Source organism: Comamonas kerstersii, from assembly GCF_002056725.1.
Lineage (GTDB): Bacteria > Pseudomonadota > Gammaproteobacteria > Burkholderiales > Burkholderiaceae_C > Comamonas > Comamonas kerstersii.
The window spans coordinates 765,974-784,552 of the sequence record NZ_CP020121.1 but is presented as its reverse complement, the minus strand read 5'-3'; the positions used below and the strand labels follow the sequence as shown (position 1 = coordinate 784,552).

The following is an 18,579-nucleotide window of genomic DNA, read 5'->3' as shown; positions in this document are numbered from 1 at the left end:
AAAGGTTTACAGGCGCAGGTCTGCGGTGGTGGACAGCTGCACGCCAGCGGCCTGCATGCGCTGCAGGAAGGCAGCATGCTCAGCCGCAAAGCCGTGGACGGGGCTCATGGCATCGGTCAGCAGCACCACGCGCTGGGCAAACCCGGCGTGCGCGTGCTCCAGCAGGTGCTCGACGGTGGAGCGCACGCAGTGGCTGCTGGCTTCGCCCGCCACGATCAGCTGCTCGGCCTGCAGCAAGCTGTGCAGCAGGGCCTGGTTCAGACAGGTCTCGGGGGCAGCGGGGTCGGGCACTTCGGCTTCGAGGGCGCTGTAGTGCTCCGTCCAGGGATTCATGCCTTTGAAGACATTGCAGACGGCACGTTGCCGGGCGGTTTGCCAGTCCGCGCAGGCAGCCAGCACATCGGCATGCACACCATGGCCCCAGCTGCCAATTTCGCAGTGCACGGGCCAGACCATCAGTGTGTAGCGGCCACGGGCTTCCAGTGCATCCAGGTAGGCGAGCGTTCGTTCCAGATGCGCAGGCTGGCGTGGCTGGAACTGACCAGCACGCACCTGGGCGGCGGTGATGGCGGTAAAAGGGGAGACATCGCTGCCATCGACCTGCTGCCAGAACGCGGGGTGGGCAATGTCAAACACCTGGTGCGAGTCCAGCGTGACGGTGATGTGGTCAATCTGGCTGCCCTGCGCGCGCAGCCATGCGGACAGACGCTGCATGTCGGCATGTGCTCCGGGCACGGGCAGGCTGGGGCACAGCTGGGCGGGGCAGGCACTGGCAGGCAGATCGCAGAAATCGTTTTGCGGGTCGATCAGCAGCAGTTGGCGAAGAAGGCTCATGGCGCGTCAAACGGTACAAAGCAATAGCAAGCAGTTTAGGCGCTTGCAGACGCGGTACGGCCTAAAAGTACAAAAGGGCTGCAAGCGCAGCCCTGTCATGCACTCCGGTGTGCATGTGTCCTATTTCATCATCTTGCGTGCAGCACCCACACCCAGTGCTGCCAGCACGATAAAGATGACGGCGATGACCAGGAAGATGAAGAACAGAATCTTGGCAATGCCTGCAGCGCCTGCTGCAATTCCGGTGAAACCGAACAGACCCGCCACCAGAGAAATGATGGCAAAAATGATGGCGTACTTCAGCATGTGATGCGCTCCTGTCTGGTAGAGCCCTAAGGCCAGTAGCTTCACGATAAAAGCAATGCATCAAGCCGTTCGTCGGCTGCTGTGTGCCGAACATGTAGGAGTGCCACCTGCGCTGCAGACGTAAAAAAGCCCACGCGAAGTGGGCTAGGGCAGATGGGTGGAGCCTTGAATTACTTCAAGCCTGCAGCTGTGCGCAGCACAGCGGCCTTGTCCGTCTTTTGGTCTGCGCTTACATGGCTAAGCCATATGAGCTTCGCCCACGAACAGATACCGCGCTGATTGCGCGGTGGTTTGAATTACTTCAAACCCGCTGCGGCACGCAATGCCGCAGCCTTATCTGTTCGTTCCCAAGTGAACTCGGGCTCTTCGCGGCCGAAGTGGCCGTAGGCAGCGGTCTTGCTGTAGATGGGGCGGCGCAGGTCCAGCATCTCGATGATGCCGCGTGGACGCAGGTCAAAGTGCTCTGCCACCAGCTTGGCGATCTGCTCATCCGGAATCACGCCCGTACCTTCGGTGTAGACGGTGATGTTCATGGGGCGTGCCACGCCAATTGCGTAGGCCACCTGCACCTGGCACTGGCGTGCCAAACCGGCTGCCACTACGTTCTTGGCCACATAGCGTGCAGCGTAGGCCGCGGAGCGGTCCACCTTGGTTGGATCTTTACCCGAGAACGCGCCGCCGCCGTGGGGGCAGGCACCGCCGTAGGTGTCCACAATGATCTTGCGGCCGGTCAGACCGCAGTCGCCCTGGGGGCCACCCACCACGAAACGGCCTGTGGGGTTGATCAGATACTTGGTGTCCTGCAGCCACTCTTTGGGCAGCACGGGCTTGATGATTTCCTCAATGATGGCTTCGGTGAACGATGCCTTCATCTTGGTGGCCGACTCGGACTGGTCGGGGCTGTGCTGGGTAGATAGCACCACGGTGTCGATGCTGTGGGGCTTGCCATTCACATAGCGCATGGTCACTTGCGACTTGGCATCAGGGCGCAGGAAAGGCAGGCGGCCATCCTTGCGCAGCTGGGCCTGACGCTCCACCAGGCGGTGTGCGTAGTAGATAGGCGCAGGCATCAGCTCGGGGGTTTCGTCGCAGGCATAGCCAAACATCAGGCCCTGGTCACCGGCGCCGATGTTCAGTTCGTCGTCGCTGGCGCGATCCACGCCCTGGGCAATGTCCTGGCTTTGCTTGTCATAGGCCACGAGCACGGCGCAGCCCTTGTAGTCGATGCCGTATTCGGTGTTGTCGTAGCCAATGCGCTTGATGGTGTCGCGTGCGACCTGGATGTAGTCGACGTTGGCACCGGTGGTGATTTCACCCGCCAATACCACCAGACCGGTATTGGTCAGTGTTTCGGCTGCCACGCGGCTGTGTGGGTCTTGGGCGAAAATAGCGTCCAGAATTGCATCGGAAATCTGGTCCGCTACCTTGTCGGGGTGGCCTTCAGAGACCGACTCTGAGGTGAAGAGAAAGTCGTTCGCCATTGAATAAACTCCTGTGATCAGCAAACGCGTTGCCGCGGCTGAATGAGTCGGGGCGAACGCTTTAGCAGTCTTGTTTTATGTCGCCCTGCAAGTTGCTCTGTTAACTCGGCGACAGTCCTCTATTGTAATGCCAAGCCTTTTTCGATTTCTTTCAGTAGTGCCTTTACCCCTGGCGCACTTGTTGGGTGCTGCCATGGGCTGGATTGCGTGGCTGTGCTCGCCCACCTACAGGAAACGCTTTGCAGCCAACAGCACGCAGGCGGGCTACCGCTTTGCACAGGTGCGTCCCGCGATTGCGCATGCCGGTCGCATGGTGGCAGAGCTGCCACGCCTGTGGCTCAAGGACACAGCCGTCAATGCCGTGCATGGCACGGAGTGTGTGGAGCAGGGCTGGGCCAAAGGCAAGGGCATTCTGTTTCTGACGCCGCATCTGGGCTGTTTTGAGCTGTCGGTGCAGGGTGCGGCCAATCTGTGGTCGGCCGAGCATGGCCCTATCACCATCTTGTACCGCCCGGCCAAGCAGGCTTGGCTGGCTGAGATGATGCTCACCGCGCGCAACCGCAGCGGCATTCAGGCCGTACCCACCACGCTGGCTGGTGTGCGACAGATGATCAAGGCCTTGCGCAAGGGGCAGGCTGTGGGCCTGCTGCCTGACCAGGTGCCGCCCCACGGGCAGGGCCAGTGGGCGCCATTTTTTGGCAAAGACTCCTACTCCATGACCCTGGCGGCGCGGCTGGCGCTGCAGACCGGGGCTACGGTTATTCTGGTGCGCTGTGTGCGCCTGCCTGCAGGTCGTGGCTATGAACTCTTTTTTGAAGCTTTGCCTGCGCAGCTGTCCAGTGATCTGGATACGGCCGTGGTGCAGATCAACCAGGCTATGGAACATACGATTCGTCAATGCCCCGAGCAATACCTCTGGGGCTATGGCCGCTACAAGCAGCCCCGCCGTGAAGCCGCAGTGAGCGCCGATGCAGAAGGTGGTGCGCAATGAGCTGGAGCAAACTGGGCGTGGGCCTGATGCATGTGCTGGCCAAGCTGCCGCTGCCTGTGCTGCGCGGGCTGGGGCGCGTCGTGGGCAATGTGCTGTATGTGGTGGCAGCGCCGCGCCGCAAGGTAGCGCTGCGCAATCTGGAACTGTGCTTCCCTGAAAAGACCGATGCCGAGCGCAAGGCGCTCGCCAAGGAAAGCATTGTCGTGTTCTGCCAGACCTTTCTGGACCGCAGCTGGCTGTGGTTTGGCTCGGAGGCGCTGGTGCGCAGCCGCGTCAAGCTCACGGGAGCCGTGCATGAGCTGGATGGCGACACACCCACGATTGTGTTTGCGCCACACTTCTACAGCATGGATGCTGGAGGTCTGGCCCTGCCCCTGAACACCGAGCGCGAGTTCACCTCCATCTTTGCCACCAATCCTGATCCGGTGCTGGATGCCTGGTTCATGGCTGGCCGCCAGCGCTTTGGCAAGGTGCGCATGCTCAACCGTGCCGATGGGGTCAAGCCCATCATCTCCACGCTGCGCAAAGGCGGTCTGCTGTATCTGCTGCCGGACATGGACTATGGCAAGAACGACTCCGTCTTCGTGCCGTTCTTTGCCGTGCCGGAGACGGCCACCATTCCTTCACTGTCGCGCTTTGCGCGCCTGGGCAAGGCCAAGGTGGTCGGGCTGTACAACCGCATGACGCCTGATGGCTATGTGGCGGAGATGACGCCTGCCTGGGACAACTTTCCTACTGAAGACCATGTGGCCGACACAGCGCGCATGAACCGTGAACTGGAAGCTGCGATTCGCACCATGATTCCGCAGTACTACTGGGTGCACCGGCGTTTCAAGACACGGCCTGATGGGCAGGAGTCTTTGTATAAAAAATGACCGCTAGCGCTGATGTAGCAAGCGCTGGCAGCTATTAAAAATAAAGCCAGTCAATGACTGGCTTTATTGGTTGGGAGTTGCGGTCAGCCTTGGGTGCGGGGTGTGGGGACTGCTTCCAGCACAGGAGGCAGACCTTCAGGATGGCTCCAGTGCCACAGCAGCTGCGCCACTTCGTTGACGCCCTGCTTCTTCAGCGCAGAGAACATGCGCACTTCACCACCTGCTGCATTGAGCTTGGTGATGGACAGAATCTTGGCCTGCTCGGAGCGCGTGAGCTTGTCCGCCTTGGTCAGCAGCACGAGGAACTTCAGTCCCTTTTCTACGCGGGGGCGCAGGGCGTGCAGCAGGGCTTCGTCCAGTTCAGTCAGGCCCAGGCGTGGGTCGCACAGCAGCACCACGGCGGTGAGGCTTTCGCGCTGCAGCAGGTAGTTGAGCATCACGCGCTGCCAGCGCTCCTTGTCCGAGTGTGAAACTGCGGCATAGCCGTAGCCTGGCAGGTCAGCCAGCACGGCATCCGTCACGCCCTGCTTGCCCAGCGCAAACAGGTTGATGTGCTGGGTGCGGCCGGGTTTCTTGGAGGCAAAGGCCAACTGCTTTTGCTGCGTCAAGGTGTTGATGGAGGTGGACTTGCCAGCGTTGGAGCGGCCCACGAAAGCGATTTCGGGCACGTCCACCTTGGGCAGTTGGTCCAGCTGCGCAGCTGTGGTGAGGAACCGCGCAGTATGCATCCAGCCCATTGCGATTTTGGGATCAATGAGGGAAGTTTGACCCGCAGCAAATGTAGAAGAGTTGGTCGTCATGGGGGAGTATTAAGCGTGAAGGCCTCATTGTAGAATCTGGCGGTTTTGCGGACATAACCAGACCCACAATATGAAGTTGCTCGCCTCTTTGATGACGGCTGCCGCGCTGGCAGCACCCGTTTTCCCGGCAATTGCTGCGGGTGAAACCCCTGCTAAGGCTGACCTCGTTCAGGGCCAGGCCAGCTATGAGGCTGTCTGCGCAGCATGTCATGGAGTGGATGGCAATTCACAGATTGTCATCAATCCCAAATTGGCACAACAACATCCTGAGTATTTGATCAAGCAATTGCACGATTTCAAGGACGACAAGCGTGCAGATCCTGTGATGAAGGGCTTTGCCATGATGCTGTCCGACGAAGAGATGAACAACATCTCTGCGTGGCTGGCACAGCAGAAGGCGCAGCCTGGTTATGCCACCGACAAGGAACTGGTGCAGCTGGGTGAGCGCATCTACCGTGGTGGCATTGCAGACCGCAATATTGCTGCCTGCGCCAGCTGCCACAGCCCCAATGGTGCCGGTATTCCCTCGCAGTACCCACGTCTGGCGGGTCAGCATGCGGACTACACCATCAAGCAGCTCAACACTTTCCGCGATGGCAGCCGTAACAACAGCGTGCAGATGCGTGATGTCGCCGCCAAGATGACGGATCGCGAGATCAAGGCTGTGGCTGACTATATTGCCGGCTTGCGCTAAATCAAACAGATGACGGTTTGAGCGGGAACTTGCCGCGCACAACGACTCTCATTCAGGGCGGGGCCATCGTGTACGATGGCCCCGCCTTTTGCTATCCGGGTTCCGGTGTTTTCTTCCATGTCTGATTCATCTTCTGGCCAGCCTGCCCCGCACGACCGCCCACAGCATGTACGCGCAGTCATGGAACTGCTGGCATCCATGCGTTTTGCAATTGCCTTGCTCACCGTGATCTGTATTGCTTCGGTGATCGGCACGGTCCTCAAGCAGCACGAACCTGCGGTCAATTACGTCAACCAGTTCGGACCTTTCTGGGCGGAGCTGTTTCTGGCGCTCAAGCTCAATGCGGTCTACAGCGCCTGGTGGTTCCTGCTGATCCTGGCATTTCTGGTGCTCAGCACCAGTCTGTGTCTGCTGCGCCATACACCCAAGTACCTGGCAGACCTGCGCAATTACAAGGAAAACATCCGCGTCCAGAGCCTGCAGGCCTTTCACCACAAGGCGCAGGCTGAACTGAATGAGGCGCCAGAGGCGGCAGCGCAGCGCATCGGCGGCGTGCTGGCGCGCAGTGGCTGGAAGGTCAAGCTGCAGGAGCGTGCCTTGCCTCAGGGCAAGGGCTATATGCTCGCGGCCAAGGCGGGTGCAGCCAACAAGCTGGGTTACATCGCTGCCCACACGGCGATTGTGCTGATCTGTATTGGTGGCCTGCTCGATGGTGACATGGTGGTGCGTGCGCAGATGTGGTTTGGTGACAAGACGCCATACACCGGCGTAGGCCGCATCTCGGACGTGCCTGAGCAGCACCGCCTGTCCATGCGCAACCCCACCTTCCGAGGCAATCTGATGGTGGCTGAGGGCACGCAGGCTGACACGGCCATTCTGAACCAGTCGGATGGCGTGCTGCTGCAGCCGCTGCCTTTCTCGGTAGAGCTGAAGAAGTTCATTGTCGAGTACTACGACACGGGTATGCCCAAGCTGTTTGCCAGCGACATCATCATCCACGACAAGGAAACTGGCGAGCAGATCGCAAAGCGTATTGAGGTCAACCATCCCGCCAGCTACCGCGGCATGGAGATCTACCAGTCCAGCTTTGACGATGGGGGCTCACGCGTGAAGCTGCAGGCCGTGCCGTTCACGCTGGGCGGAGAGGGGTTTGAGGTGGATGGTCATATTGGCACCAGCACCCAGCTGCTGCGTGCAGGCTCCAGCAAGCCCGAAGATGCGCTGACGCTGGAATTTACCGAACTGCGCACCATCAACGTCGAAAACTTCGGTTCGCAGAAAACACCGGGTGATACCGCCGTGGATGTGCGCAAGGTAGATCTGCGCAGTTCCATTGAGTCGCGCCTGGGTGCTGGTCACAAGACTACAGGTGGCAAGGACTTGCGCAATATCGGCCCCAGCATTGGCTACAAGCTGCGTGATGCTTCGGGCCAGGCGCGTGAATACCAGAACTATATGAGCCCTGTGGACCTGGGCGACGGTGGCGCTGTCTTCCTGCTGGGCGTGCGTGAGACACAGGCCGAGCCTTTCCGCTACCTGCGTCTGCCAGCCGATGAGCAGGGCAGCATGCAAGGCTTTATGCGTCTGCGCGCTGCGCTGATGGACCCCGCCATGCGTGAAGAAGCCGTGCGTCGCTATGCCAAGCAGGCGGTGCAGGAAGACCGCGCAGACCTGCGCGAAGCACTGGCGCAGTCTGCACTGCGCGTAGTGAACCTGTTTGCAGGGACTACGTTGGCCATCGACGGTGGCAAGCCTGATGGTGGCCTGCAGGCCGTGGCGCAGTTCATCGAGTCCAGTGTGCCGGAGGCCGAGCGTGAACGCGCCAGCGAAGTGCTGCTACGCATTCTGAATGGCGTGCTGTATGACCTGGCACAGCTCAGCCGTGAAAAAGCCGGACTGCCCGCTATGGAAGCTGGCCCGCAGACCCTGGCTTTCATGACGCAGTCCGTCTTTGCGCTCAGCGATGCGCAGTTCTACCCAGCGCCCATGGCTTTCATGCTGCAAGACTTTACCCAGGTGCAGGCCAGCGTGTTCCAGGTAGCGCGTGCGCCGGGGAAATACATTGTGTATCTGGGCTGTCTGTTCCTGATCATTGGCGTGTTTGCCATGCTGTATGTGCGTGACCGCCGTCTGTGGGTCTGGGTGGCAGCGCAAGATGGCAAGGCACAGGCCACGATGGCGCTGTCTTCCAACCGCAAGATCATGGACACTGACCGAGAATTTGAGCAATTGCAAGAAAAGCTGCTCCGCGCCCCCGGCAACGAGCATCCCCCCACGGAGCGTTCTGTATGAGTAGTACGACTACTTCCACCATCACCTTGAATGAGGGCTTTTTTGCACGCCGCAACTGGCTGGACTGGCTGTTTGCCGTGCTGGTGATTGCGGGCGGGGGCTTTGCCTTCCAGCGCTACAGCTATGCCATGGATGGCTACGAACAGGCCATTCTGGTGGGCACGGTTCCCTGCATGATCTGGCTGGGCTGGTTCTGGCGGCCGCTGCAAAAGCTGATGCTGGCCGTGGCAGCGCTGTCGCTGCTGGCGATCTGGCTGTATCAGGGGCCAGATGGTGTGGCGCAGATTGACCGTTCAGACACGGTCTTTGGCCTCAAATATTTTCTGTCCAGCCAGTCAGCCATCCTGTGGATGAGCATGCTGTGCTTCATGGCTACGGTGTTTTACTGGATTGGCCTGTTTGCCAAGGGCGAGCGTGACAGCTTCAGCAAGATCGGTTCGCGCATGGTCTGGATGGCCGTGACGCTGGCCCTGGTGGGCACCATGGTGCGCTGGTATGAGAGCTATCTGCTGGGGCCAGACATTGGCCACATTCCAGTGAGCAATCTGTACGAGGTGTTTGTGATGTTCATCTGGATGACATCGCTGTTCTACCTCTACTACGAAGCGCAGTACAAGACCCGCGCGCTGGGTGGTTTTGTGATGCTGGTGGTCAGCGCTGCCGTGGGCTTTCTGCTCTGGTACACCGTGGTGCGTGAGGCGCATGAAATCCAGCCCCTGGTGCCTGCACTGCAAAGCTGGTGGATGAAGCTGCACGTGCCGGCCAACTTTATTGGCTATGGCACTTTTGCGCTGGCGGCCATGGTGGCCTTTGCCTATCTGATCAAGCAACAGGCGCAGGAGACGCGGTGGTACAAGCTGGCACCGCTGTGGCTGCTGGGCGTGGCCCTGTGCTTTGAGCCGCTGGCTTTCCGCCAGAGCCAGGAAATGGGTGGCAGCTACTGGATTGTGTACTTTGGCATTTCTGCCCTGATCGTGGCGGCCATTCTGGCAGCACGCAAACAGATTGCATCACGTCTGCCCAGCTATGAAATTCTGGACGATGTGATGTATAAGTCCATCGCCGTGGGCTTTGCCTTCTTCACCATTGCCACCGTGCTGGGGGCGCTGTGGGCCGCAGAAGCCTGGGGCGGCTACTGGAGCTGGGACCCCAAGGAAACCTGGGCACTCATCGTCTGGCTGAACTACGCTGCCTGGCTGCACATGCGCCTGATGAAGGGCCTGCGCGGCACGGTATCGGCATGGTGGGCGCTGGTGGGTCTGGCCATCACCACCTTTGCCTTCCTGGGCGTGAATATGTTCCTGTCTGGCCTGCACAGCTATGGTGAGCTGTAAGCGCTGCGCAGCAGTCGGAGCAACAAAAAGGAGCGCCTTGGCGCTCCTTTTTTCATGGGCTGTGCTTACTGGCGATCGCCCAGTGCACGCTGGATCTTCTGGTCGGTCTTGTACTGGCTCAACGCATAGACGGCCCAGATGGCAGCAGGCACCCAGCCAATCAGGGTGATCTGCAAAATCAGGCACAGCAGCCCGGCAAAGGGGCGGCCAATGGTGAAGAACACGGAAAACGGCAGAAGCAGGGCAAGCAGCAGGCGCATGGCAGTACAGAAAAGCGTTGTCAAAATGGGCCGGGGGCAGTGCCCGGGCATGGGGGCAAGTATCGCCGCAGTAGCTGCTTTGTGCATGCCATGGCTTGCAGGGGCCGAGCGGCAGGGCATACTTTGCGGGTCTGATGACTGATGTGATAAGGAGCCACAGAGACATGAGCAGCTTTCAACTGACCAGCCCCGACATTCCCGCAGACGGCAGCATCGCCCCCGTGTTTGAGTCCGACATGTTCGGCTGCGGCGGTGCCAACCAGTCGCCCGTGCTGCAGTGGAGCGGCGCACCCGAAGGCACCAAGAGCTTTGCCGTGACCGTGTATGACCCCGATGCACCGACGGGCTCGGGCTGGTGGCACTGGATGGTGATCAATATTCCCGCCAGTGTCACAGAACTTAAGGCCAACGCCGGAGACAAGAGCGGCGCCAACCTGCCCGACGGCGCACGCCAGATGCGCAATGACTATGGCATCTACGCCTGGGGTGGCATGTGCCCGCCACCGGGTGACAAACCCCACCGCTACATCTTCACGGTGCATGCGCTGTCGGTGGACAGGCTCGATATTCCCGAAGACGCGACCACGGCAGTGGGCGGCTTCATGATCAACGCCAACACCATTGCCAAGGCATCGTTTACCTCGACCTACGCACGCGCGGCGTAAAGAACTTTTCAAAAACTGAAGCGGCTAGCGCTGAATATTTGTGGGTTTCAGATGGTTTTGTATCTGAAATCAAGCAAACACAAGCGCTAGCCGCTTTGTTTTTAGGAGTTTTAAGCGTTTGTTGGCGTGCTTTTAATGCGTGTTCATGCCCAGAAACTGCCGCAGCTCCGGTGTCCTGGGGGTGCCAAACAGTTCCTCGGGAGGGCCCATTTCATGCACCTTGCCCTGGTGCATAAAGACGACCTGGTCGCTCACCTTGCGTGCAAAGTTCATTTCATGCGTGACCATGACCAGGGTCATGCCCTGCTCGGCCAGGCTTTCCACCACGCTGAGCACTTCGCCGACCAGCTCGGGGTCGAGTGCCGAGGTCACTTCGTCACACAGCAGAATTTCCGGGTCCATGGCCAGTGCACGGGCAATGGCCACGCGCTGCTGCTGCCCGCCCGAGAGCTGGTCGGGCATGGCATCAAACTTTTCTGCCAGACCCACACGCGCCAGCAGGCGCTCGGCATTGCTGCGCGCCACGTCCTTGGGCTGGTCCATGACCAGCGTGGGGGCCAGCATCACATTGCGGCCGACCGACAGGTGCGGAAACAGGTTGAAGCTCTGGAAGATCATGCCCACGTTCTTGCGCAGCTCGCGCATGGCCTGCGGGTTGTCGGCCTGCAGGGGCTGGCCGTGCACCGTCAGCTGGCCTTCCTGAAAGACTTCCAGGCCGTTGATGCAGCGCAGCAGCGTGCTCTTGCCGGAGCCGCTCTTGCCGATGATAGAGACCACTTCGCCGCGCTGGATCTGCAGGTCTACGCCCTTGAGCACTTCATTGCTGCCGTAGCGTTTGCGCAGACCACGGATATCGACCAGTGGCAGGATGGGAGGGGAGGAAACAGGTGCAGTCATAGGTCTCAGATTCAGGAACGTTGGGGGCGCAGGCGGCGCTCCAGGCGCTGGCTCCACAGCGACAGTGGAAAGCACAGGGCAAAGTACAGGGCGGCTACGCAGCCGTAGACCAGGAAGGGCTCAAACGTGGCGTTGGCAATCAGCTGGCCAGCCTTGGTGATTTCGATAAAACCAATCACGCTGGTCAGCGCTGTGCCCTTGATGATCTGCACCACAAAACCGGCGGTGGGCGCAATGCCCAGACGCATGGCCTGCGGCAGGATGACGTGGCGCAGCTGCTCGGTAAAGCTCATGGCCAGGCTGGCCGAGGCTTCCCACTGGCCACGGGGCACGGATTCCACGCAGCCGCGCCAGATGTCACTCAGATAGGCGGCGGAGTACAGCGTCAGGCAGACGCTGGCAGCCAGCAGGGGCGAGGTGTCGATGCCGATCAGCGCCAGACCAAAGTAGGTCAGAAAGATCTGCATCAGCAGCGGCGTGCCCTGAAAGATCTGCACATACAGGCTCACACAGCGGGTGGCGCCGGGCAGCTTGGACAGGCGCAGCACCAGCAGACCCAGACCCAGCAGTGCGCCGCAGACAAAGGCGATGACGGACAGCGCTACCGTCCAGCGCAGGGCCAGCAGCAGTTGGTAGGCAATGTCCCAGAAGGTGAATTCAACCATGGTGTCTCTCCGGGTCAGGCGCGGCGGCGGCCAAAGATAAAGCGGGGGCCGATCCACACCAGGAACTGGCGCAGCAGCACGGCCAGCATCAGGTACACCAGCGTGACGACGATGTAGCTTTCAAAGCTGCGGAAGGTGCGGCTGGAGATCAGATTGGCGGCGTAGGACAGCTCTTCGGTCGAGATCTGGCTGCACACGGCAGAGCCCAGCATCACGATGATCATCTGGCCCGTGAGCGCGGGCCACACGCGGCCCAGTGAAGGGGGCAGCACCACACGGGTAAAGGTCTGCCAGCGGTTCAGGGCCAGGCTCATGGCCGCTTCCAGCTGGCCGCGCGGCGTGGCTTCAATGCCAGCGCGGATCTGCTCGCAGGCATAGGCGCCCAGGTTCAGCGTCATGGCCAGAATGCTGGCGGTCTCTGGCGACAGGCGCACGCCCATGGAGGGCAGGCCGAAGAACAGAAAAAACAGCTGGATGATGAACGGGGTGTTGCGAAACACCTCCACATAGGTGGCGACCAGCGTGCGCACCGCCAGCCCGGCATGCAGGCGGGCCCAGGCGCAGGCAATGCCAAGCATCACGCCCATGGGCAGTGCAAAGGCGGTGAGCACAAGGGTGAGCAGCAGCCCTTTGAGCAGCATTGGCCAATTGGCCAGCACTGGTAAGAAATCCATGGTCATGGGCAACTCTTGTGAAAACGGAATCCGGAAAACGGTGTGGGCCTTGCACCCACTGGGGCGCAGGCAGTCCGTGCCTGCGCGTTCAGGTTCGCAGCTGTGTCATCCCCGGTGCGGCAGCGTAGTCAGGGGTGACGGCGCAGCGATGGATCAGTCAGGCAGGTTGCCCGCACCGCGACCCAGCCACTTCTGCGAATAGGCTTCAATGGTTCCGTCGGTCTTGGCGGTGCGCAGGATGTCGTTGACCTTGTTCAGCAGCTCGGTTTCACCCTTGCGCACGCCGATGTAGTTGGGCGAATCCTTGATCAGCAGCTTGTACTCCGCCTGCACCTTGGGGTTCTTCTGGAGCGCAGCAGCGGCTACGGCAGCACCCACGGCCACAAACTGGGTCTGCTGGCTCATGAAGGCCGCCATGGTGGAGTTGTCGTCTTCAAAGCGCTGAATCTTCAGTGTCTTGGGGGCCAGCTCCTGCAGGGCATCGTCCTGGATGGTGCCGCGTGTCACGGACAGGGTCTTGCCGCCCAGATCCTCAAAGCTCTTGATCTCCACGTCCTTGGGGCCGAACACGGCCTGGAAGAAGGGGGCATAGGCCACGGTGAAGTCGATCACCTTGGCGCGCTCTTCGTTCTTGCCCAGGGAGGAGACGATCAGATCAATCTTCTTGGACTGCAGGTAGGGAATGCGGTTGGGGGTACTCACGGGCACCAGCTCGGCCTTCACGCCCAGCTTGTCGGCAATCAGCTGCGCCACGGCCACGTCCATGCCGGTGGGCTTGAAGTCAGGGCCCATGTAGCCATACGGTGGGTAGTCGGTAGGAATGCCCAGTGCGATGGACTTCTTGTCCAGAATGTTTTGCAGGGACTTGTCTTCCTGGGCGTAGGCACCGGAAGCAACGGTCAGGGCAGTCACAGCAACGGCGCTGACGGCAAAAAGGCGGCGGGTCAGGGACATGTTGAACACTCCGTGGAACAAAAAATTTCAGATGGAGTGCTCTGAGCACAGACCGTGCCAGCTTTTTGAAATCTGAGTTTCAGCGGTGGTGCTGGGCTGTTTCAGTGCGTGGGCGCTGGTTGCACCGCTGTATACAAAAACGGTGACAAAGCCTTGATTCACAAGGAAGGGGGCAATGCGTGCAAACAGGCATTGCTTTTGCATTCCAGGTGCTGAGCATGAAACCAAAGTGCCAGTATTTCAAGAAACTGGCACAAAAGTTTCAGAAGTTGGTGCAGACCGTCTCCATGTTGGTGCGGCGCACCACGTTGGAGACACAAGGCCTTTTGTATGACGCACACCGCCACTGCTACCACGCTGGAATCACGCATTCGCCATGTCTATGGCGCGCTGTCTGATGCAGAGCGAAAGATTGCCGACGTCGTGCTGGCACGCCAGCGCGAGCTGCTGGGCTACTCGGCCACGGAGCTGGCCCATCTGGCTGGCACATCCAAGTCCAGCGCAGCCCGTTTTTTCCGCAGTCTGGGTTACGCCGGGTATGACGAGTTTCGCCATGCGCTGCGCCAGGCACAGGAGCAGCAGTCACCGCTGGCCCGCATGCAGGGCAAGCGCAGCAGCGACAGCGTGGGTCAGCAGTTTCAGGCGCATCTGCAGCTGGATGCCGCACGCCTGCAGGAATGGTCAGAAGCCGTGCCCCAGGCACAGCTGGAAGCCGCACTGGCCCTGCTGCGCAAGGCACGCAAGGTCTGGGTGGTGGGCTATCGCCACAGCCACCTGACGGCGTTCTATGCGCAGTCGCTGCTGGCCCAGGTGCGGCCTGAGGTGCTCACGCTCAACGACGCGGCCGGGCGCGAGGCGGATCTGCTGGCCTGCGCCAGCGACAAGGATGTGGTGCTGGCCGTGGACTTTCGCCGCCGCAGCACACGCCTGCCGCAGGTGCTGGCAGCAGCACGCACCGTGGGTGCCCAGACCGTGGTGCTGACCGATGCGCCCGTATCTGCACTGGCCATGCAGGCGCAGGTGGTGCTGCGCTGCGGTGCCAGCAGCCAGCAGGGCCTGTTTGATTCCTATGTCTGTGGCGTCAGCCTGGTGAACTTTCTGGCCGCCACGCTGGCGCAGCAGCTGCGCAACGCCACGCAGGAGCGGCTGGCGCGCATTGAACGGCTGCATGTGGCCTTGAACGATCTGGAGCCGCAGCTGTGAAGGCTGCGGCCTGTATGCAACCTCTTTTTTCCTGACCGAAAGCCTGTATGACTGCTTCCGTACTCCCCTCCCTGACCGTTGAATGCCTGGCCAATCCGGCAGCCAACCGCATGACCCCCTATGGCGCGCGCCGCAGTGAAATTCTGGGCGCTGATGCGCTGGCGCTGGCGCAGCGCGAACTCACGCAATGGCAGGGCTATGCCGTCACGCCACTGCACAGCCTGCCCGCACTGGCACAGGCCATGGGCGTAGCCAGCGTGCACTACAAGGATGAAGGCAGCCGCTTTGGCCTGGGCAGCTTCAAGGCGCTGGGTGGAGCCTATGCGGTGGCTCGTCTGCTGTGCCGTGAGCTGGGTGCCCAGCTGGGCCGCACGCTCACCACGCAAGACCTGCTCACGCCCGAGCTGCGTGCCCTGTGCGGTGGCATCACCGTCACCTGCGCTACCGATGGCAACCACGGCCGCTCCGTGGCATGGGGTGCGCAGCTGTTTGGCTGCCAGTGCGTGATCTACATCCACGCCACCGTCAGCGAAGGTCGCAAGGAGGCCATTGCGCAATACGGCGCACAGGTGGTGCGCACGGCAGGCAACTATGACGATGCCGTGCGCCAGGCCGATCTGGATGCCAAGCAGTACGGCCGTTTTGTGATTTCTGACACCTCCTACCCCGGCTACATGGAGGTGCCGCGCGATGTGATGCAGGGCTACCAGCTCATGGTGGAAGAAGCCGCGCAGCAGCTGCCTGAGCGCCCCACGCACATCTTTGTGCAGGCTGGGGTGGGTGGACTGGCCGCCGCCGTCTGCGGCTACTTCTGGGAGCGTGATGCGGGTGACCGCCCCATCTATGTGGTGGTGGAGCCAGACAAGGCCGACTGCCTGACGCAAAGCGCCAAGGCCGGGCAGCTGACGGCGGTGACGGGTGATATCGACACGCTGATGGCAGGCCTGGCCTGTGGTGAGGTCTCGCACCTGGCCTGGGAGATTCTGGAAAAAGGCACAGATGTCTTCTGCGTGATTCCTGACGATGCCGCCGTGGCGGCCATGCGCCTGCTGGCCCACCCGTTGGGCAGCGACCCAGTGATCGTCGCCGGTGAATCTGCCGTAGCCGGAGTGGCGGCCGCCATTGCCGCCAGCCAGAGCGATGCTGCCAGGCAGACGCTGGGCCTGAATGCCGACAGCCGCATTCTGTTCTTTGGCTCTGAAGCTGCGACCGACCCCGCGCTGTACGAACAGCTGGTGGGCGAAAGCGCCGAAGCCGTGGCCGCCCGTGCCAAGGAGCGTGCATGAGCGATCTGAACACTTTGCGCATTGACGGTGCGCGCCTGTTGCAGCGCCTGCGTGATCTGGGCCAGTGTGGTGCGCTCGAAGGCGGCGGCACCAACCGCCTGGCGCTCAGCGATGCCGACCAAGCTGCCCGCGACTGGACCGTGCAGCAGATGCGCGATCTGGGCATGGAGGTGCAGATTGACGCGATTGGCAACGTGGTCGCCACCTATGCGGGCACGGAGGCCGACGCCCTGCCCGTGATGACGGGCAGCCATATCGACACCGTGCGCACCGGCGGCCTGTATGACGGCAACTATGGCGTGATGGCTGGGCTGGAAGTGGTGGCCACGCTGCGCGATGCGGGGCTGCGCACGCGCCGTGCCTTGCAGGTGGCGTTTTTCACCAACGAGGAGGGTGCACGCTTTCAGCCGGACATGCTGGGCAGCCTGGTCATGGTGGGTGGCATGCCGCTCGAAGCAGCGCTGGCCACCCAAGCTGTGGACAACGGCGCACGCCTGGGTGATGAACTGCAGCGCATTGGCTACGCAGGCTCAGCCCCCGTGGGCGCACCCAAGGTGCACCGCTTTGTGGAACTGCACATTGAACAAGGCCCGGTGCTGGAGCAGCAGGGCGTAGACATTGGTGTGGTCGAAGGTGTGCAGGGTATCTGCTGGATGGAGCTGCACTTTCAGGGCACCAGCAACCACGCAGGCACCACGCCCATGGCACTGCGCCATGACGCAGGCATGTGCGCCATGCGCGTGGCGGCCTTTGTGGCCGATCTGGTGCAGCGCTACGGCGGCCGCCAGCTGGGCACCGTGGGGGCCGTACAGCTCAAGCCCAATCTGATCAATGTGATTGCCAGCGAAGCGCTGATGACCGTGGACCTGCGCAATACCGACGGCCAGCGCCTGCGCGATGCACAGGCTGAGGTGCTGGCTTTTGCACGGGGGCTGGCTGCCCAGCAAGGTGTGCAGTTCAGCCACCGCCAGCTGGCGGACTTTGAACCGGTGGCCTTTGACGCACAGCTGGTGCACCGCGTGGAGCAGCACGCGCAGGCGCTGGGCCTGTCCACGCTGCGCATGCCCAGCGGCGCAGGCCATGACGCGCAGATGCTGGCGCGCATCTGCCCGACCGCCATGGTGTTTGTGCCCAGCGCCGGTGGCCTGTCGCACAACGTGCGTGAGCACACCGATGCCCACCAGCTGGAGCAGGGCGCGAATGTGCTGCTGCAGGTGCTGCTGGAAGCAGCGAACAGCTAAGAAGTTTTGAAAGAAATTGGCTGCTAGCGCAGATGTAGCAAGCGCTGGCAGCTATCAAAGGGAGAGTTAAAAATGAGCCGTATTGTCAATGTTGCCCTGGGCCAGCTGGGGCCCGTGCAGAAAGCCGATTCGCGTGCCAGCGTGGTCAAGCGTCTGTGTGAAATGATGCGCGAGGCCAAGAGCCTGGGCGCGGATGTTATTGTCTATCCCGAGCTGGCGCTGACCACCTTTTTCCCGCGCTGGTACATCGAAGATCAGGCCGAGCTGCACAGCTACTACGAGCGCGAAATGCCCGGCCGCGACACCATGCCGCTGTTCGAGCTGGCACGCGATCTGGGCATTGGCTTTTACCTGGGCTATGCCGAGCTGGCGGAGGAAGAGGGCCAGCTCATGCAGTACAACACCGCCATCCTCGTGGACAAGCGCGGCCAGATTGTGGGCAAGTACCGCAAGATCCACGTGCCCGGTCACTTCGAGCACGAGCCCTGGCGCAAATTCCAGCATCTGGAAAAACGTTACTTCACACCCGGCAAACACTTTGGTGTGTACCAGGCCTTTGGCGGCACCATGGGCATGGCGCTGTGCAACGACCGCCGCTGGGCCGAGAGTTACCGCGTCATGGCGCTGCAGGGCGCGGAGATGATCTTTATTGGCTACAACACGCCCGTACACAACGCACCCGCGCCGCAGCACGATGATCTGTCGCTGTTCCACAACCAGCTCTCTGTGCAGGCCGGGGCCTACCAGAACGGCTGCTGGGTGGCCAGCGTGGCCAAGGGCGGGGTGGAAGAGGGTGTGGACAGCATTGCAGGCAGCCTGATGGTGGCCCCCAGCGGCGAAGTCGTGGCGCGCTGCATCACCAAGGATGACGAAGTGGTGCTGGGCCGTGCAGATCTGGACTTCTGCGCCGTCTACAAGCGCACCACGTTCAACTTTGACCTGCACCGCCACCCCGAGTGCTATGGCCTGATCGTGCAGAAAAAGGGCGAAACCCTGGCGGCTGACGGCACGCCGTGGAAGGGTTGATGCTCTGAAAAGAAAAGCGGCCAGCGCTTGAAAAATAAAGGTTTCAGATATTTTTCTTTCTGAAATCCTGTCAATTCAAACGCTGGCCGCTTGTTTTATGG

The 18,579-nt window shown here is 61.1% G+C and carries 19 protein-coding genes; 10 read left to right on the top strand and 9 right to left on the bottom strand.

All coding sequences use genetic code 11. The annotated features are described in order from the left end of the window. Positions 1 to 6: 6 nt before the first annotated feature. The 3 genes from B5M06_RS03695 to metK form a co-directional block, all read right to left on the bottom strand. Entirely contained in the window at positions 7 to 834 is an 828-nt protein-coding gene (locus B5M06_RS03695; protein ID WP_054065181.1) for a cysteine hydrolase family protein, read from the bottom strand. Positions 835 to 954: 120 nt separating this feature from the next. Next, the gene (locus B5M06_RS03690; protein WP_054065213.1) at positions 955 to 1,140 is read right to left on the bottom strand and encodes a DUF1328 domain-containing protein; all 186 of its coding nucleotides are present in this window, start codon (positions 1,138 to 1,140) and stop codon (positions 955 to 957) included. A 296-nt stretch (positions 1,141 to 1,436) separates the two neighbouring features. Then, the gene (metK, locus tag B5M06_RS03685; protein ID WP_054065182.1) at positions 1,437 to 2,621 is read right to left on the bottom strand and encodes a methionine adenosyltransferase; all 1,185 of its coding nucleotides are present in this window, start codon (positions 2,619 to 2,621) and stop codon (positions 1,437 to 1,439) included. A gap of 127 nt (positions 2,622 to 2,748) precedes the next feature. On the opposite strand from metK, the gene B5M06_RS03680 reads away from it, so the two are divergent. Together B5M06_RS03680 and B5M06_RS03675 are read left to right on the top strand one after the other, a co-directional pair. Further along, entirely contained in the window at positions 2,749 to 3,612 is an 864-nt protein-coding gene (locus B5M06_RS03680; protein ID WP_054065183.1) for a lysophospholipid acyltransferase family protein, read from the top strand. Next, a complete protein-coding gene (locus B5M06_RS03675) occupies positions 3,609 to 4,487 on the top strand; it encodes a lysophospholipid acyltransferase family protein (RefSeq protein WP_054065184.1) in 879 nt (292 codons plus the stop codon). Before B5M06_RS03680 ends, B5M06_RS03675 begins: the two co-directional genes overlap by 4 nt. An 83-nt stretch (positions 4,488 to 4,570) precedes the next feature. On the opposite strand, the gene yihA is transcribed toward B5M06_RS03675, so the two are convergent. Continuing rightward, the gene (gene yihA, locus B5M06_RS03670; protein ID WP_054065185.1) at positions 4,571 to 5,287 is read right to left on the bottom strand and encodes a ribosome biogenesis GTP-binding protein YihA/YsxC; all 717 of its coding nucleotides are present in this window, start codon (positions 5,285 to 5,287) and stop codon (positions 4,571 to 4,573) included. Positions 5,288 to 5,357: 70 nt separating this feature from the next. Here yihA and B5M06_RS03665 point away from each other — a divergent pair, with 70 nt between their 5' ends. The 3 genes from B5M06_RS03665 (at position 5,358) to ccsB (ending at position 9,607) form a co-directional block, all read left to right on the top strand. Further along, a complete protein-coding gene (locus B5M06_RS03665; RefSeq protein ID WP_054065186.1) occupies positions 5,358 to 5,981 on the top strand; it encodes a c-type cytochrome in 624 nt (207 codons plus the stop codon). Positions 5,982 to 6,098: 117 nt separating this feature from the next. After that, entirely contained in the window at positions 6,099 to 8,273 is a 2,175-nt protein-coding gene (locus tag B5M06_RS03660; RefSeq protein WP_054065187.1) for a cytochrome c biogenesis protein ResB, read from the top strand. Next, positions 8,270 to 9,607, top strand: coding sequence for a c-type cytochrome biogenesis protein CcsB (gene ccsB, locus B5M06_RS03655; protein ID WP_054065188.1), 1,338 nt, complete (start codon positions 8,270 to 8,272; stop codon positions 9,605 to 9,607). The genes B5M06_RS03660 and ccsB overlap by 4 nt, the downstream gene beginning before the upstream one ends. Positions 9,608 to 9,672: 65 nt before the next feature. Here ccsB and B5M06_RS03650 read toward each other — a convergent pair whose 3' ends face one another. After that, positions 9,673 to 9,867 carry a YqaE/Pmp3 family membrane protein gene (locus B5M06_RS03650; protein ID WP_054065189.1) on the bottom strand — a complete coding sequence of 65 codons (195 nt, stop codon included), beginning with the start codon at positions 9,865 to 9,867 and terminating at the stop codon, positions 9,673 to 9,675. Positions 9,868 to 10,031: 164 nt separating this feature from the next. On the opposite strand from B5M06_RS03650, the gene B5M06_RS03645 reads away from it, so the two are divergent. Then, positions 10,032 to 10,532 carry a YbhB/YbcL family Raf kinase inhibitor-like protein gene (locus tag B5M06_RS03645; protein WP_054065190.1) on the top strand — a complete coding sequence of 167 codons (501 nt, stop codon included), beginning with the start codon at positions 10,032 to 10,034 and terminating at the stop codon, positions 10,530 to 10,532. Between the two features lie 132 nt (positions 10,533 to 10,664). Here the strand turns inward: B5M06_RS03645 and B5M06_RS03640 are convergent, their stop codons facing one another. From B5M06_RS03640 to B5M06_RS03625, 4 genes are all read right to left on the bottom strand, one after another. Then, positions 10,665 to 11,429, bottom strand: coding sequence for an amino acid ABC transporter ATP-binding protein (locus B5M06_RS03640; RefSeq protein ID WP_054065191.1), 765 nt, complete (start codon positions 11,427 to 11,429; stop codon positions 10,665 to 10,667). A gap of 11 nt (positions 11,430 to 11,440) precedes the next feature. Continuing rightward, positions 11,441 to 12,094, bottom strand: a complete 654-nt coding sequence (locus tag B5M06_RS03635) for an amino acid ABC transporter permease (RefSeq protein WP_054065192.1) — start codon at positions 12,092 to 12,094, stop codon at positions 11,441 to 11,443. Positions 12,095 to 12,108: 14 nt separating this feature from the next. Beyond that, a complete protein-coding gene (locus B5M06_RS03630) occupies positions 12,109 to 12,774 on the bottom strand; it encodes an amino acid ABC transporter permease (protein ID WP_054065193.1) in 666 nt (221 codons plus the stop codon). Positions 12,775 to 12,921: 147 nt separating this feature from the next. After that, positions 12,922 to 13,722 (bottom strand): transporter substrate-binding domain-containing protein, encoded by an 801-nt coding sequence (locus B5M06_RS03625; RefSeq protein ID WP_054065194.1) that lies wholly within the window; start codon positions 13,720 to 13,722, stop codon positions 12,922 to 12,924. Positions 13,723 to 14,052: 330 nt separating this feature from the next. On the opposite strand from B5M06_RS03625, the gene B5M06_RS03620 reads away from it, so the two are divergent. The 4 genes from B5M06_RS03620 to B5M06_RS03605 all read left to right on the top strand — a co-directional run bounded on the left by B5M06_RS03620 (position 14,053) and on the right by B5M06_RS03605 (position 18,478). After that, positions 14,053 to 14,925, top strand: a complete 873-nt coding sequence (locus B5M06_RS03620; protein WP_054065195.1) for a MurR/RpiR family transcriptional regulator — start codon at positions 14,053 to 14,055, stop codon at positions 14,923 to 14,925. Positions 14,926 to 14,972: 47 nt separating this feature from the next. Further along, complete coding sequence (locus B5M06_RS03615) at positions 14,973 to 16,211, top strand: diaminopropionate ammonia-lyase (RefSeq protein WP_054065196.1); 1,239 nt, start codon at positions 14,973 to 14,975, stop codon at positions 16,209 to 16,211. After that, complete coding sequence (locus tag B5M06_RS03610; protein WP_054065197.1) at positions 16,208 to 17,452, top strand: Zn-dependent hydrolase; 1,245 nt, start codon at positions 16,208 to 16,210, stop codon at positions 17,450 to 17,452. The genes B5M06_RS03615 and B5M06_RS03610 overlap by 4 nt, the downstream gene beginning before the upstream one ends. Positions 17,453 to 17,524: 72 nt before the next feature. Beyond that, entirely contained in the window at positions 17,525 to 18,478 is a 954-nt protein-coding gene (locus B5M06_RS03605) for an N-carbamoyl-D-amino-acid hydrolase (protein WP_054065198.1), read from the top strand. The last annotated feature ends 101 nt before the right edge of the window (positions 18,479 to 18,579 follow it).

Bases quoted from the DNA above. Each gene is read 5' to 3' on its own strand.
- B5M06_RS03695 (WP_054065181.1), bottom strand. From the start codon at position 834: ATGAGCCTTCTTCGCCAACTGCTGCTGATCGACCCGCAAAACGATTTC.
- B5M06_RS03690 (WP_054065213.1), bottom strand. From the start codon at position 1,140: ATGCTGAAGTACGCCATCATTTTTGCCATCATTTCTCTGGTGGCGGGT.
- metK (WP_054065182.1), bottom strand. From the start codon at position 2,621: ATGGCGAACGACTTTCTCTTCACCTCAGAGTCGGTCTCTGAAGGCCAC.
- B5M06_RS03680 (WP_054065183.1), top strand. From the start codon at position 2,749: ATGCCAAGCCTTTTTCGATTTCTTTCAGTAGTGCCTTTACCCCTGGCG.
- B5M06_RS03675 (WP_054065184.1), top strand. From the start codon at position 3,609: ATGAGCTGGAGCAAACTGGGCGTGGGCCTGATGCATGTGCTGGCCAAG.
- yihA (WP_054065185.1), bottom strand. From the start codon at position 5,287: ATGACGACCAACTCTTCTACATTTGCTGCGGGTCAAACTTCCCTCATT.
- B5M06_RS03665 (WP_054065186.1), top strand. From the start codon at position 5,358: ATGAAGTTGCTCGCCTCTTTGATGACGGCTGCCGCGCTGGCAGCACCC.
- B5M06_RS03660 (WP_054065187.1), top strand. From the start codon at position 6,099: ATGTCTGATTCATCTTCTGGCCAGCCTGCCCCGCACGACCGCCCACAG.
- ccsB (WP_054065188.1), top strand. From the start codon at position 8,270: ATGAGTAGTACGACTACTTCCACCATCACCTTGAATGAGGGCTTTTTT.
- B5M06_RS03650 (WP_054065189.1), bottom strand. From the start codon at position 9,867: ATGCGCCTGCTGCTTGCCCTGCTTCTGCCGTTTTCCGTGTTCTTCACC.
- B5M06_RS03645 (WP_054065190.1), top strand. From the start codon at position 10,032: ATGAGCAGCTTTCAACTGACCAGCCCCGACATTCCCGCAGACGGCAGC.
- B5M06_RS03640 (WP_054065191.1), bottom strand. From the start codon at position 11,429: ATGACTGCACCTGTTTCCTCCCCTCCCATCCTGCCACTGGTCGATATC.
- B5M06_RS03635 (WP_054065192.1), bottom strand. From the start codon at position 12,094: ATGGTTGAATTCACCTTCTGGGACATTGCCTACCAACTGCTGCTGGCC.
- B5M06_RS03630 (WP_054065193.1), bottom strand. From the start codon at position 12,774: ATGACCATGGATTTCTTACCAGTGCTGGCCAATTGGCCAATGCTGCTC.
- B5M06_RS03625 (WP_054065194.1), bottom strand. From the start codon at position 13,722: ATGTCCCTGACCCGCCGCCTTTTTGCCGTCAGCGCCGTTGCTGTGACT.
- B5M06_RS03620 (WP_054065195.1), top strand. From the start codon at position 14,053: ATGACGCACACCGCCACTGCTACCACGCTGGAATCACGCATTCGCCAT.
- B5M06_RS03615 (WP_054065196.1), top strand. From the start codon at position 14,973: ATGACTGCTTCCGTACTCCCCTCCCTGACCGTTGAATGCCTGGCCAAT.
- B5M06_RS03610 (WP_054065197.1), top strand. From the start codon at position 16,208: ATGAGCGATCTGAACACTTTGCGCATTGACGGTGCGCGCCTGTTGCAG.
- B5M06_RS03605 (WP_054065198.1), top strand. From the start codon at position 17,525: ATGAGCCGTATTGTCAATGTTGCCCTGGGCCAGCTGGGGCCCGTGCAG.